General features: G+C 57.9%; 10 protein-coding genes. 4 read left to right on the forward strand and 6 right to left on the reverse strand.

Annotated features, from left to right (window positions below):
• The first annotated feature begins 978 nt into the window (after positions 1-978).
• From RBB18_RS22555 to RBB18_RS22565, 3 genes are all read left to right on the forward strand, one after another.
• A complete protein-coding gene (locus RBB18_RS22555; RefSeq protein ID WP_306112567.1) occupies positions 979-2,499 on the forward strand; it encodes a Fic family protein in 1,521 nt (506 codons plus the stop codon).
• Positions 2,500-2,792: 293 nt separating this feature from the next.
• Positions 2,793-3,446: a hypothetical protein gene (locus tag RBB18_RS22560; RefSeq protein WP_201721928.1), complete on the forward strand. Its 654-nt coding sequence runs from the start codon at positions 2,793-2,795 to the stop codon at positions 3,444-3,446.
• Complete coding sequence (locus tag RBB18_RS22565; RefSeq protein WP_306112566.1) at positions 3,439-6,738, forward strand: DEAD/DEAH box helicase; 3,300 nt, start codon at positions 3,439-3,441, stop codon at positions 6,736-6,738. Before RBB18_RS22560 ends, RBB18_RS22565 begins: the two co-directional genes overlap by 8 nt.
• Here the strand turns inward: RBB18_RS22565 and RBB18_RS22570 are convergent.
• Entirely contained in the window at positions 6,735-7,349 is a 615-nt protein-coding gene (locus RBB18_RS22570) for an SMC-Scp complex subunit ScpB (RefSeq protein ID WP_074646957.1), read from the reverse strand. The genes RBB18_RS22565 and RBB18_RS22570 overlap by 4 nt on opposite strands.
• A complete protein-coding gene (locus tag RBB18_RS22575; RefSeq protein ID WP_306112565.1) occupies positions 7,346-8,290 on the reverse strand; it encodes a DUF1403 family protein in 945 nt (314 codons plus the stop codon). Before RBB18_RS22575 ends, RBB18_RS22570 begins: the two co-directional genes overlap by 4 nt.
• 125 nt (positions 8,291-8,415) lie before the next feature.
• Between RBB18_RS22575 and RBB18_RS22580 the strand changes: the two genes are divergently transcribed.
• Positions 8,416-9,531, forward strand: coding sequence for a tyrosine-type recombinase/integrase (locus tag RBB18_RS22580; protein ID WP_306112564.1), 1,116 nt, complete (start codon positions 8,416-8,418; stop codon positions 9,529-9,531).
• A gap of 12 nt (positions 9,532-9,543) precedes the next feature.
• On the opposite strand, the gene repC is transcribed toward RBB18_RS22580, so the two are convergent.
• The 4 genes from repC to RBB18_RS22600 all read right to left on the reverse strand — a co-directional run.
• Complete coding sequence (gene repC / locus RBB18_RS22585; RefSeq protein WP_306112563.1) at positions 9,544-10,824, reverse strand: plasmid replication protein RepC; 1,281 nt, start codon at positions 10,822-10,824, stop codon at positions 9,544-9,546.
• Between the two features lie 220 nt (positions 10,825-11,044).
• Complete coding sequence (locus RBB18_RS22590) at positions 11,045-12,061, reverse strand: ParB N-terminal domain-containing protein (protein ID WP_306112562.1); 1,017 nt, start codon at positions 12,059-12,061, stop codon at positions 11,045-11,047.
• Positions 12,058-13,416 carry a ParA family protein gene (locus RBB18_RS22595; protein WP_371931692.1) on the reverse strand — a complete coding sequence of 453 codons (1,359 nt, stop codon included), beginning with the start codon at positions 13,414-13,416 and terminating at the stop codon, positions 12,058-12,060. Before RBB18_RS22595 ends, RBB18_RS22590 begins: the two co-directional genes overlap by 4 nt.
• A 211-nt stretch (positions 13,417-13,627) precedes the next feature.
• Positions 13,628-13,960: DUF736 family protein (locus tag RBB18_RS22600; protein ID WP_306112560.1), on the reverse strand; the 333-nt coding region annotated here is incomplete at its 5' end.

Below are 13,960 nucleotides of genomic sequence, written 5' to 3' on the forward strand. Positions count from 1 at the left end.
ATTTGATGCAGTTCGTGGTCATTGCTCTTCTCCTTGTTTGCGTTGCAATGATGGTCACCTTGCAGCTGGCCAAGGCCTGGCCACACCGAAGGCGAAGCGCAGCGGAGAGGGGCAGGCGCCGGTCTTTTTGGTGCGCGAGGAATGACCCGCAGGGTCAGGGGAAAAAAATCGGCGACAACCTTTGTGGACGGGACGACAGCTGCGACCAGCATGTCATGCAACTCAGACAAAAGGAGAAGTGCGGTGGCCACGAAGGAAACTGGGAGAACAGCCGAAAGAGAGAAATGCCTGTGGTGGCGATATTTCTGCCCTCTCGCTCCGAGCCGAATCCCGACCAGTCAGAGCTTTGCTGACCCTGCCTCACGTGCCACGACGGCTGGTTTCCGTGGCAACCCGATGTGTGTTGTCTGGAAGCGCAGCATGGAGAACGTCGAAGCTTCGACAACCTGTTCGGATCACCGGGATTTCGAACTGACCCTCTACGGCAACCCGATAGCTTGGGTTTGCACAGCACGACCATCACCGGCCTTCTGCCAGCTTCGGTCAATGCAATCCGGCGGTCGTCGGACATCGTTTGCGACCCATGATCGCGGCGCGGAGCTGCGTATCCGGCAAAGCGAGGACCAACAGCGGCCGAGACGCGAGGTACGTGATCACTGATGTCACACGCCCGCCCCAGCGACCGTTACCGAATGGCCGAGATGAAGCGTTACCACGACCATGCGACGGCTGGCCGGGCTGGCTCCGGAGGAGACGGCATGGCCAGCGGCACGTCGCAGGGAGAGGCGGCGGTTCAGCTCGGGGAGGGCGGCTGCGCGCAGCCGACCGAGTAGGGCGCGGTCCTGACCAAAGGGCAGGAGGGGCCAATAACACTAAAACCTAAGATTTGCGCATCACAAAACCCTAAAGATCGTTCGACACATACACCTAAATCATGTACGACGCTAAAACCTAAATCTCGAACGGAGCCGAATAATTATGCCGAGTGCCGCAGAGAAGCTTGCAAGCTCCTTGGAAGAGCTCGAGACACTACAGTCTGGTGGTTCGATTGCCATTCGCTCCAAAGACATGTCACGCACTCACCGCGAACGGCTGCTGAAGGCAGGCTTCCTGAAGGAAGTCATGAAGGGCTGGTACATCCCATCACGCCCCGATGAAAACGCCGGTGAGAGCACAGCATGGTACACATCGTTTTGGGGATTCTGCGCACAATACCTGTCAGATCGGTTTGGCACTGACTGGTCTCTGTCTCCTGAACAGTCCCTCATCATACATGCTGGAAACACGACAGTTCCTGCTCAGCTATTGGTAAGAGCGGTCAAGGGCGGAAACTCTAAGACCGATCTGCCCCACAACACGTCGCTTTTTGAGACGCGCGCAACGATCGCGTCAGATGAGGCGCTCGAAATCGTCGACAATTTACGCCTATTCTCCGTCGAGGATGCCCTAATCCTCGTTCCCGAGGTCTTCTTCCAAAACCATCCGACAGAAGCGCGCACTGTGCTTGCTATGATGCCGGATGCCTCACGGCTGCTTGGCAAGCTGTTGGACGGGGGGCACACGCGAGCGGCCGGCAGGCTTGCTGGTGCTTTTAGAAGCATCGGGTCCGAAAAGGTCGCAGACGAAATTCTTGCGGCGATGAAAGCCGCTTCGCATGACGTTCGCGAGATCAACCCCTTTGAGCAGTCGATTCTTGTGCCAAACGCCGGGCGGATCACCTCGCCCCACGTGCATCGCATCCGCTTGAAGTGGGAGAGCATGCGCGACGATGTTATTGATCTCTTTCCAAAGGCCCAACCCATCACCAATGACATCGACGCCTATCTCAAGCAGATCGACGAAATCTATGTCACGGATGCGTATCATTCGCTCTCCATTGAGGGCTATCGTGTCTCGCCGGAACTGATTGACAAAGTGCGTTCGGGGACCTGGACCCCAGAAACAGATGAGCAAGACCGAGCGCTGAAAGACGCCCTTGCAGCGCGTGGATATTGGGAAGCATTTCAGAGAGTGAAGGAAAGCATTCGGGCAGTTCTGGAAGGTGCTGACGCGGGTGAGGTTGTTGAGCGCGATCTGAGTGATTGGTATCGCAACCTATTCGCAACGTCTGTCACAGCGGGCATCCTGAAGGCCTCTCAACTTGCAGGCTACCGATCGTCCCCTGTGTACATTCGGCAATCCCAGCATGTCCCAATGAGTCCTGAGGCAGTTCGAGACTGCATGCCGGTCTTCTTCGACCTACTCAAGGCGGAAGATGACCCGACTGTTCGGATCGTCCTTGGACATTTCATCTTCGTATTTATCCATCCGTTCCTGGACGGGAACGGTCGAATAGCGCGCTTTCTGATGAACGTCATGATGGCCGCTGCCGGGCAACCATGGACAGTCATCAAGCTCGAACAGCGCGCGGCTTACATGGCCGCTTTAGAGACAGCGAGCGTGAGGGAAGATATTCGACCGTTTGCAGCTTTTCTGGCCGAGACAAGGGCAGCGCAATGACAAATAAATATGTTCTGGTCATGGGAAGCGCCAATGACGCCGAACGCCAGCCGTTCAAGTTCTACATTTGAGCGAGTCCGACGATGAGAAACACTCATTCTGCAGCTACCGTTAAGACGCCAAGCCTGATCGACATCGCTGAGTTGCGCGTCTAGCTCATGCCAGTAACCCTAACCCCAATACGGCAGAAAGATTGTTGGTCGGGCTCCACTTGGACGATTGAGGACGAGGACCAGCTTGCTGAGCTCCTGGCCCGCGTCGCAATAGGTCAGTCGCGAACAGTGGAGCGCATATTGCGCGCCACAGGCGATTTGCCCGCGCGCTATCCCAAAGGCGGTTTCGAAGGTGCGCGAAAGCTTTTGACCGTCGGCACTGGCGACAAGACCTACCATCGGGATGGTTGGGTTTTTCAGGTCATTGCGTGGATCGCCGCTCACCGTTTCGACGATGAGGCTCTCATACGGGCTCCACAGATGATTAAAGCGGACAAAGGGTTGGATGGCCTCATTATTGAGTTCGACAGCGACGGCATTGCCCATGTTGTCATCTGCGAAGAGAAGGCGACCAAGAACCCTCGGAACCAAGTTAAATCAAAGGTCTGGCCGGAGTTTGAGCAGTTTGAAACAGGCGGACGAGACAACGAACTCATTGCGTCGGTAACTTCGCTACTTGAGGTATCCAGAGACCCAGACCCCGACGGGACTGTTGCCGATATTCTATGGAATGAAAAACGGGCATACCGCGTGGCGGTGACCGTTGGTGGCAAATATGCATCGGCAAAGGGACGCAAGGGCTTGTTCAAAGGGTATGAGAAGTCTGTACTGGGTGACGTAGCACGCCGGCGCGCCGAAACCTTAGTTTTGGAAGACGTTCGCGACTGGATAGATTGTGTAGCGGAGAAAGCGCTCGTCAAGATCGACAGTGCGGAGGCGGCAGCCAATGTATGATCCCGCAACGTCCGAACTCATCAGGTCCACCCCAGACTTGCCCGACCTGGACCGCGAAGGTTTGCCTGACCGACTTGCACGTGCTTTCGCCGAGATCGTATCGGCAAGGGTACTGCTTCGCGAGAGTGAAAATGGGGAAGAGCTTCTCGAGGACACAATTCGATTTGCACGCCGGTTGGCGCAGACCAATGAAGCATTGGTAGCCATTAATCCCGATAGAGAAAACCGGGCAGCGGCAGGCTTTGTTGCCGCAACGGCTTATCAGTTGGTTCATCAAGCGATCGCTCTACGGGACTCGGACCAGCCAGTTTCATTTGTATCGCCGAATGCGATCAGTCCGGATGTTTCGGCAATGCTTCTGTTCTTGGTAGCCGGGGCATCGGCGGATGCTGCTGAGGTGGCAGACTCTATCCGCATCCCGAGCGGCGATTGGCTGCAGTCGGAACTGATTCTTCACTTGATCATGCTCGCAAAAGGACAAGTTGGTCGTATTCGGAATCGAAAGCGACCGCCCCAAGACCGACTCGTCTCGGGTACCGGTGGCGAGCGAGCCAATGCAGCGCTCTACTATCGACTCTTGCGAGGTGTGCGAGCCTTGGCCTTCGTGCTGCAAGGGCGTCGAGTGAGCGGGATGGTCGATCCAATTGCAGTCTTCTCTGAAGTAAAGTCGCTCGCCGCCGGCGCATCAGATCTGGAGGATACATTCCCCGAAGGGGCAATCGCTGTCTTTCCCGGACCGTTCCATTTGGCCAGTCTCTTGATCGCTGCAGGCTCTGCCCTGATGGAAAGCGCCGTCGTCAACCTACCGCCTCCGGATGGCGTACCTGAGGATCGTTGGACCGAGGCCATGAAAACGGTTGCCGAGACGCGCCCGTATCTGTGGCGTAATCACAAGGACGCCGTCGCCCAAGGGTACCTCAAGATTGGCACATCTGCTGCGATAGGGTTCCCCACTGGGGCCGGGAAGTCGACGACCGCACAACTCAAAATTCATGCAACTTTGTTATCCGGGCGCAAGGCGGTATTCCTAGCTCCTACGCACGCTCTCGTTGATCAGACAGCACGGGACCTGCGCGGTGCATTTCCGCGGGCAACCGTTCGCGGTGAACGTATGGACGAATTCGGGTTTTCTGGGGATAGCGACGAGTTGCCGGACGTCATGGTGATGACTCCAGAAGCCTGTCTCCTTACCAGTCATATGGAACCAGAGCGGTTTGATGACGTCGGTCTTTTGATCTTCGATGAATGTCATCTGATGCATCCGAGCACTGAAGGAGACCGGAGAGCAATCGACGCGATGCTATGCATCTTGGGGTTTACCCGCGTTGTACCGGACGCCGATATCGTCCTGATGTCGGCTATGATGAAGAACACATATGAACTGAGCGGTTGGCTGGCGGAGCTGACAGGTAGAAACTCACTTGCTCTCGACAATGCATGGAAACCAACCCGGCAACTAAGGGGATGCGTCGTTTACGATGAAAAGAGACTTGCTGACCTGCGAAAACTCTTGCGGAATGCTCGCGCAAAAAGCTCCACTGCGGGGGTTCCTGCTGCGGTAAAGCGCAAGCTGACGGCAAAACCAAACGCGTTCTTCAGCGTGAAGCAGACATGGGCGTCACAGGTTCGCCGCGACTATGCTCTTGTACCACTCTTGAACGAAGCACTTCAGCTTTCGACAAACAAGTTCTGGAAAGTGACGCCTAACTCCGGTGTCGTTGCATCTTCAGTCGCTGCTGCAGCCGCTGGAGCAGGGCTACGAACTCTCGTCTTTTCTCAATCCATACCGAATGCCTTTTCTATATCAGAAAAGGCTGGGGCAGCACTTGATGAGTGTAGTGTCGAACTGACTGAAACTGAGCAGCGTCTGTATGAGATTTCCGTCGATGAAATGGGTGGTGCTGATCAGCTGTACTTGACTCTAGTGGATGGAAAATTGGCATCCCAGGCTGCGACCCACCATGGACAATTGCTTCCTGAGGAGCGCCAATTGGTGGAGGCACTGTACAAGCGCCAGGGTACGTTGGCGGTGCTCGCAGCAACCCCGACGCTCGGCCAGGGTATGAACTTGCCTGCGGACCTGGTCATCATTGCGGAGGACAGCCAGTTCGACGCATCTTCCGGTCGGAAGGACCTTTTGAATCCAGAGGACCTGCTGAACGCAGCCGGCCGTGCCGGGCGGGCCGGTGAAAGCGCAACCGGTATCGTTCTAGTCATTCCAGGCCAGGTCGTTGGCCTGGACGATGCAGAGAACAGGATCGGTTCAAGATGGAGTAGGCTGCGAGACATATTTGGGCAAACCGATCAGTGTTTGGTATTGGACGATCCATTCACGGCCCTGATGGACCGCATCCACGACAGCGCAACAGACATCGGTGACCTGGAGCGCTACGTCGTCGCGCGCTTGGCTGAAACTGATCAAGGCGACGATGGAAAAGTGGACATACGACTTGGCCTCGCTAGGAGCTTCGCGGCTTATCGTAAACGTCAAGATGCGGATGAAGACTGGGTTGAGAGCAGAACCTCCGCAGCCCTTTCACTGCTGAAGAGTGATGACGGAGACTTGCCCGTCGAGCAGCTGTCTTTGCGCAACACTGCATCCATGTTGGGGTTGCCGGAGGATATCCTGGACGACATGTCAAAGGCGCTCGACATGCACGGTTTTCGAAACTTCGAAACAGTCGACAGCCTGTGCGATTGGGTCTTTGAGTGGCTGATGGTTAGACCGCAATACCTCGTTCGCTTGGTTAAGTTGGAAAACCTAGAGTATCTCTTCGGAACGGAAATCAAGAAGCTCAAAGATGATCGTTCCCGTGCATCCTTTTCTCTTCCGAAGCTTCGCGCAGCCTTGCAGGACTGGATGAACGGCGCACCTCTCATGCAAATTCAGAAGCGGCTTTCAGACAAAACACGCGACAAAAAACGTTCTACCAGTGCCCGAAAATTCGTGATTAGGCTTGTTCCTGATCTCGCCCATCTTATGGGGGCGCCGCTTCAAATCCTTCAGGGTCATGTCAACGTGCATTCCGAGGAAAAGACGGAACCGTGTACAGCGATGGCGTTCGCCAATCGTTGCGTGAGGCGGGGATTTTCAAATGCTGAGATGGCCTCGTTTGGATCATTTATGTGGTCAGCCAAATGGTCGCGGCGTGAAGTCCATCGACAATTCGCAGATATCGTACCCTATCTCAAACCGGCTGCGGTCGGTGAATCTCAAGAGGCATTGGAAGCACGCGTGGAGTCCGCTTCTGAAAGCGAACTAAATAATCGAGATCTGGACGACCTCATCTAACCAGCAAGATTGGACGGCTCGACAACTTCCAGCTCCGGCAGATCCCGCAGGCTCTGCAGATCGAAGGTCACCAGGAAGGTCTCCGTGGTTACGAAGGTATGCGGCGCGCCCGGCCGCGGCGAGCGCGGTCCGCTGGCGATCAGGTCCTTGTAGCGCAGCCGGGCCAACAGGTCGCGGCTGACCTCCTTGCCGAAGATGTCGGCCAGGCCCGCCCGGTCGATCGGCTGATGATAGGCGATGGCGCAAAGTACACCCATCTCCATCTCGGTGAAGGTCAACGACTGCTCGCCAAGATCGGCCGCCGCCTTGATCGCGTCCGCGAACTGCGTCCTCGTTCGGAACATCCAACCGCCGGCCACCTGCGCGAGTTCGTAGGGACGACCGGTCAGCTCGGCCTGGATGTCGTCGATCACCATCTCGACCGAGGCTCCCTGCCCCACCACGCGGGCCAGCTCGTCGCGGCCGACCGGCGACGCACTGGCGAAGAGCACCGCCTCGACCCGACCCATCCATTCGCGCCAGCGGAGCTCCTGCGGGAGGTCGTCGAGCTCCCGGTCAAAGACAGCGCCGCCCTCCTCCGCCGGTTTCCGTTTCCTGGTCGTGGTCGTCATGATGCGATCCCGTAGAGCCGGAAGGTCGGTCGTCCAGTCAGTTCCCGCGCAACTCCGAGCTCGACCAGCCGGTCGCAAAACCGCCGCGCGGCGCGGTCAGTCATGGGGATCGAGGTGCCGCGAATGCAAGGAGACAGCATCGACGCAGGCGCCACGGCATCCTCGGTCAGGAACAGCGCGACCGCCGCGTCCGACCCTTTGGCCCGTAGCTTCGGCGCAACGGCGCGAAGGGTCTCGGCGCGTCGGGCCAGATCCCGCGCCACCCGGATCGACTCTTCGATAGCCTCGAGGACCCGCACCTCGACTGCCAGATCGGCCCCCTGCCCTTCTGCAGTCAGGTCGCGCAGAACGGCCTTTGTCAAACGCTGCGCAGTCACGGGCAGCACCTGCTTCCAGTTCAGCGCCCGCGCAAGGACGACGTCCGAGAACAGGCAGGCGGTGCGCTCTGCCCGGTCGTCGGCCTCGAGCACGGCGCCCAGGGCTGCGACGCAACCCGACAACGGACCATGGGTCCGTGCGCGTTCCAATCCCACGTCAAGCCAGACACCCACCTCGCCCGCATACTCCGCTCCAACCAAGTCAGCGATCTCACCCGGGCGCGCCCGCGAACTCTCGCGCCAGAACACCAGAAGATCGCCGTCGGGCCCCCGCGCCTCGCCGGGTAGCGTCAGATGGTAGGCGTCGCGGATATCGGCCTCCCGCGCCAGGCGACCTTCCAGTTTCGAGGTGGCGGTTGCGGCTCTCAGCGCCAGTCGATTGGCGAGCAGCTTCACCGGCACGCCATACCGCGGATCGGAAACCAGCTGATCGAGCACCGTCAGCGCGGCTCCCGACCGAAAGGCCACAGTTTCAAGGGTTTCGACACGACCGGAGGTGACCCAGCCGGGTAGCTGCGGTAGGGTGCTCAGGTCGTCAGAGATGGTGGCGGGCTGATATGTCATGCCACTACACTAGTCTCGCGCGGCGCTTTCGTCCACAATATGATGTGCAAACCGCCCCGCCTTGTCGCTCTCTCTTATGTCCAATAAGTTTGCATTATCGGACACTGAAAGATATACTTAGCACCATGTCAGAAAACAACGAGAAATCGGGCTCAGCAGCGCCAATCGGTCCTTCGTCCAACAAGGACAACGAGAGAGATCGCCGCGACTGCGACGCCTTGAGCCTTCCGTCCTTTGTCGCCGGCTCCGGCACCCTCAATCGCTTGGTCGACACCGCCCGCGACTATGCGCGCGCGGCGGCGTCTGACAACACGTTGAAGGCCTATGCCAAGGACTGGGGGCATTTCGCGCGCTGGTGTCGGATGAAGGGCGCGGAGCCGTTGCCCCCCTCCCCTGAGATGATCGGGCTTTACCTCGCCGATCTGGCGTCCGGGTCGGGCCCCTCCCCTTCGCAGTCGGCGTCCCGACCCCTGTCGGTCAGCACTATCGACCGCCGCCTGTCGGGTCTCGCCTGGAACTACGCGCAGCGGGGATTCACCCTAGATCGCAAGAACCGGCACATCGCCACGGTGCTGGCGGGGATCAAGCGAAAACACGCGCGACCGCCGGTTCAGAAGGAAGCCATCCTGGCCGAGGACATCCTCGCGATGGTGGCCACCCTTCCTTTCGACCTGCGCGGGCTACGGGATCGGGCAATCCTTCTCCTTGGATACGCCGGAGGTTTGCGTCGCTCAGAAATCGTCAGCCTTGACGTCCACAAGGACGACACGTCGGATTCCGGCGGCTGGATCGAGATCTTCGAGAAAGGCGCCCTCCTGACCCTCAACGCCAAGACCGGTTGGCGCGAGGTCGAGATCGGCCGCGGCTCCAAGGATCAGACCTGCCCCGTGCATGCGCTGGAGCAATGGCTGCACTTCGCGAAGATCGACTTCGGCCCTGTCTTTGTAAGGGCCTCGCGCGATGGCAACCGCGCCACCGAAACCAGACTAAACGACAAACATGTCGCACGCCTGATCAAGCGCACGGTTCTGGATGCCGGTATCCGATCCGAACTGCCCGAGAAAGAGCGCCTGGCGCTATTCTCAGGTCACTCGCTGCGCGCCGGTCTGGCGAGTTCGGCCGAAGTCGACGAACGCTACGTGCAAAAGCAACTGGGACACGCCTCGGCCGAGATGACCCGCCGCTACCAGCGCCGGCGCGATCGGTTCCGGGTGAACCTGACCAAGGCCGCCGGTCTCTGACCCCTTGCCCCATCACGCCGCCTGCCCGCTGAGCCTGCCATAGAAGCTGCGCTCGAGATGCAGCTCCCCTGCCCCGGCCTTCTCGACCATGCCGCGCAGATATCCGCCCGGCGAGGACACTTCGCCCGCGCAATGCTTCTCGAAAACAAGCGCGAGCGCCGCTGTCGCCACCTGTTTGCCCAGCCGGTCCTGTGCCACGTTCCAGGCATGTTCAGAAATGCCGATCATCGGTCTGAGTTGACCAGCGACCCGGTGCAGATCGCCCCAATCTTTTAGGAACCCGCCCATATTGCGGGCCCAAGACGCGAATTCCGGACAGGCTTGCATCACGGTCGGCAGATCTAGTGCGGCGCGCTTCTTGCGCACCTCGGCAACCCACTCTTCCAGCTCCCTATCAACCTTGTCTTCGGGTTGAGCATTTGGCACCATGGCCGCGACTTCCTCATCTTCTGAGGAATTACGAATTACAGGATCAAGTTGGTTTGTAATTAGTATATGAGGGTCAGAAATGACCTCCCTGGGGTTCATTTCTTGAGTCTTTTCGGAAGTTTGTTCCTTGGTTTCGGGCGCGTTTTCCACAGGTTGAACGACCTCGGTTGCCTTGAGATAGGCCGCTTCGACGCGCTCCCGAAGTTCCTTGAACCAGCCTAGCAGCCGTGCAAGCTGTTCTGAAGCTTCATGGCGGCCCGGAAGCCGGTCCAGAAGCTCCTCGAAGAGCCCCGTGAACTGCGTCCAGGGCCCGCGCAGCGCGCTGCTGACGGCCGCCTCGATCCGCGCGCGGATCATGCGGCGTGCTACGGTGATCTGGCGCTTCAAACGCTGGCAGAGCTCGCGCTCGGCCTGCAATTCGGCGTGCAGTTCCTCAAACTCCACGACACGCGCCGACAGTGGCGACAAATCGAACCCATAGGCCTCGACGATGCGCCCCTCGGCGTCCCTGCGGCCCCACCGCTTGCCGTTCGGGCTGTCCTGGAAGGAGATCACGCCAATCTCGGCCAGGCGCCGGGCATGGCGTTTCAGCGCGGAGAGCGAGAACCCCGTCTGCTCCATCAGATAGGCGTTTGACGTCCAGACGATCGGACGCTGCCCCTCCTCCCAGTCCTGGGCCTGGGTAAAGGCCCCGAGCGTGTCGAGGAGCATCATGTCTCCGGCCTTGAGGCCAATGTAGGCCCCCACCCGCTTCACAGCGACAAAAGCCCGCGTTTTGGGTACAGCGACCTGTTCACCGGCTTGGGCAAGTTGCTCTGCAATGCCAAGACCCGGTGTCGGCTTGCGCCAACCTGTATGTTTCATGCCTGTTTCTCACCTCCAGTTATGTGGAGGCAAAAGAAAGCCGTTCGCTCAGAAGCGTTCGTCGTTGACAGTGATTCGAGAGAGACTTATCTTCAAGGCGACCAAACCAATAAGATTAGCTCTCAGGCCCTCAGCTTGGGGGCTTTTCTTTTGCCTTTAGATCACATTCTTCCTTCTTGCTCGTTGCCTCAATGTATGGAGATGCACCGGTATTCAGGCTCTAGCCCGCCGGTGGAACCTCCTTATTCTTTGCCAAGAAGTCCGCGATCAGATCGCTCAACTCCTCAAGCTTCTCTTGGCTCAGCGGTACGCTTGCGGCTTTGATCGAGAGATTGCCGTTCGCTGACGTGAGCGAGAGATTACGACCCCCTACCTTGCGCTTGGCGGTGATCTTCTGAGCGGACTTTCTGACTTGCTTCTTCGGCTTGCCCTCAAGGCTGGCCAGCGCTTTTTGCAGATCCTGGAAGCTCATGTCGTAAGCGTTCTTGAACGCGTTCAAGATTTGATCTCGAGCCCCGAAAACTGCGCGAGCGCGCGACACGATACTCTCGTGGACACCAATACGTGCTGCAAACGCTACCGCAGTCGTCTTCTCACCAGACTCACGAAGCGTCTCGTACATCTCTCCGATAGCCAGTAGGCGCTCGAATGCGCCAAGGTTCTCCCTTTCCTCGTTTTCCCGGAAACGGAGGAACAGCATCTCGAACTGCGCGTTCTCCGCGCCTCGCTTCTCTGGGGACGCCAAGATTGCTCGAAGCTTAAGCCCCAGGGTTTTCGCTGCAGCATGACGACGTCTGCCGGTCAGCATGATAAAGCGAGCATCCGCGACGTCTGTTGGGTTCAACGGGTCAGGCTTCCAATTCGGATCCTCTGGCCAAACAAGGATGGGCGTGTCTTGGCCGTTGATTTCGATGCTCTTAAGAAGCGTTTGAAAGGCCTCTTGTGCCAGCCAGTCATCACGACGATCTGAACCTAACGGATCCTGCACTTGTTCCGGTGAAATCTGAAGCTCGTGACGGCCGTTCAGAATGTCTTCGACGAGCTGCGCGCGACCCTGCTCGACCGCTGCCTGCGATTGGGCAAGTGCGCCGGCCTTCCATGCACTACCCGCTCCCTTGAAAGGTGCAGTAGTAGAAGACGGTGCAGTGTCGACTTTTGCCTCGTCGCCATTGCCACTCGGCTCAGATGATTGGCTCAAAGCTTTCGAAACCAGCGACCTCGGGATAGTTCGCTTCATGCTGCGGTCTCCCCATCATCGTCATCATAGAACGTGTCCATCCAAGCATTCGCATAACCACGTTCGAGGCCTGGCCACAGACGGCTGACGATTGCATCATTCACCGCGTCTGCGTTCTCGATAAATCTGTTGATACCTTTTCGTTTGCCAGGCGTGTCAGGCTCATATTCGTAGACCGACTGATAAACGTCTGAAGCGTTCGAAATCGCGTCTGACCGAAGATAGAACACGGGCAAGATCTCCGTGGGGCAGTGCTCGAGAAGATTGCCAATGTGGTTGAGATCCTGACCGTTGGAACGCTGCACAATGGTTGGCAAAAGCATGTTGGCACCCGAGCCAATATCGATACGCTCATGTGCTAAGATGTGCTGCAGCATACCTAGCAGGCCGGTGACAAAGGTCGACAGAGTTGCGATGTCGAACCCCTTCATGGTCTGAGGAATGACGAGGGATGAAGAGGCTATCACATTGTTGAGCTGGAAAAGCGTCAGCGCCGGTTGATAATCAATGATGATGCAATCCAGCGTTTCGTTCAGCGCATGCTCAAGTCGGACAGGATCGACCTTTCCATCCGTAACAAGTTCATTGGGAGCAGTTGCCGGAGGGTGCGCTTCTTTCCAGCGATCAATCGCGTCCCGAAGGTAGCGGTAGAAACTCTTGCCTGCAGGAGCTTCGCGAACCAAGCGGGCGATCTGAATTTCGCCCTCAGAGGTCTCTCCGTGCGCTGGAACCAATCGAAGCCCTGGCCAAGAAGTCTTCAAAAAGAAGCTATCCAGCGTCTTCGCAGAGTGCTCCGTGTACGGCGCCTCCTCAGACTGGAAGAGGCCCGCGAAGTCCACCATCGATGGCGTTTCTTCAGTAGGCATTTGAGACAACCCCTCACCGCCTACAAAGTAAAGTGTGATCGTGCTCTGAGGGTCCGCATCCATCACGCCAACACGCATTCCGTAATGTAGGCTCAGGTACTGTGCGAAATGTGCAGCGCTAAGGCTCTTGGCGGTTCCGCCCTTTTGGCTGGCAAATGAAATGACTGGAAGCGGATCGTCGGGCTTGCGCCACGCAAGATAGTCAAAAGGACGCTTTGCAGACGCCGCCATCAAAGCGCGCATATGCATCAGTTCATGAAGGTTGAAGACACGCTCGCGTCCAACGTACTCACCCTTTGGAAAGTCGTCGTTACCATTCGCAAACTTGGTCAAGTATTGGATGCTGACGTTCAAGAAGCGAGCGCACTGTCGCATCGACCATGTGCGCTTGATACGATGGCGCAGCGTCAACTCTTTGTTGACGGCGACCATTGTGCGCTCCAGACCTCGTGACAGGTCGGTCAAAAACTGTTCTAGACTTCCGCTCATATCGCTGCCCCGACTTCGGTTGATTCCGAGTTCGACTCGTTTCGCCACTCATAGTAGCACTATTATGGGCGCAATTGGAAGATACCACGCGCCTACCTGAATTCAGGAGTATGATTAGAGGCGGTGAGGTGCAAAACGATCTAATCTTGAACGCGTTCAAGATCGACTTGCGGGTGCTGGGCCCGAACGATGTCGGGCCCAATTCTTCAGATCAAGCGGCGTCTTTCGGCCCCCAGGGGATGACGGCCTGCAGGGACAGATCGTCCTGGTTGGCGGCCTTGCCGAGGTTTGCGTTGAAGCCGTGGTCGCGGATGGTCAGCGTGTAGTAGTCGGCGCCGGTCTCCTTGTTCTGCTTCTTCCAGATGCCGCCGCACTCGACCAGCTTGCCGCGCGGGGAGCGGCCGAGGACGCGGTGCGTGGGGGCCATCGGGTTGGCGCTCGCGACAGGTTCGACCGTGATGTCGAGGTCGAAGGTCAGGGTCGAGATGGAGCCGACGCCCTTGGCGGTTTCGATGTCGGCGCTGGTGAATTTGATGCAGTTCGT

This window comes from Roseovarius sp. MMSF_3298, from assembly GCF_030733705.1.
GTDB classification, from domain to species: Bacteria; Pseudomonadota; Alphaproteobacteria; order Rhodobacterales; family Rhodobacteraceae; genus Roseovarius; species Roseovarius confluentis.

Coding starts and splice junctions, on each gene's coding strand:
- RBB18_RS22565 (WP_306112566.1), top strand. CDS start 3,439: ATGTATGATCCCGCAACGTCCGAACTCATCAGGTCCACCCCAGACTTG.
- repC (WP_306112563.1), bottom strand. CDS start 10,824: ATGAAACATACAGGTTGGCGCAAGCCGACACCGGGTCTTGGCATTGCA.
- RBB18_RS22570 (WP_074646957.1), bottom strand. CDS start 7,349: ATGACGACCACGACCAGGAAACGGAAACCGGCGGAGGAGGGCGGCGCT.
- RBB18_RS22580 (WP_306112564.1), top strand. CDS start 8,416: ATGTCAGAAAACAACGAGAAATCGGGCTCAGCAGCGCCAATCGGTCCT.
- RBB18_RS22575 (WP_306112565.1), bottom strand. CDS start 8,290: ATGACATATCAGCCCGCCACCATCTCTGACGACCTGAGCACCCTACCG.
- RBB18_RS22590 (WP_306112562.1), bottom strand. CDS start 12,061: ATGAAGCGAACTATCCCGAGGTCGCTGGTTTCGAAAGCTTTGAGCCAA.
- RBB18_RS22555 (WP_306112567.1), top strand. CDS start 979: ATGCCGAGTGCCGCAGAGAAGCTTGCAAGCTCCTTGGAAGAGCTCGAG.
- RBB18_RS22595 (WP_371931692.1), bottom strand. CDS start 13,416: ATGAGCGGAAGTCTAGAACAGTTTTTGACCGACCTGTCACGAGGTCTG.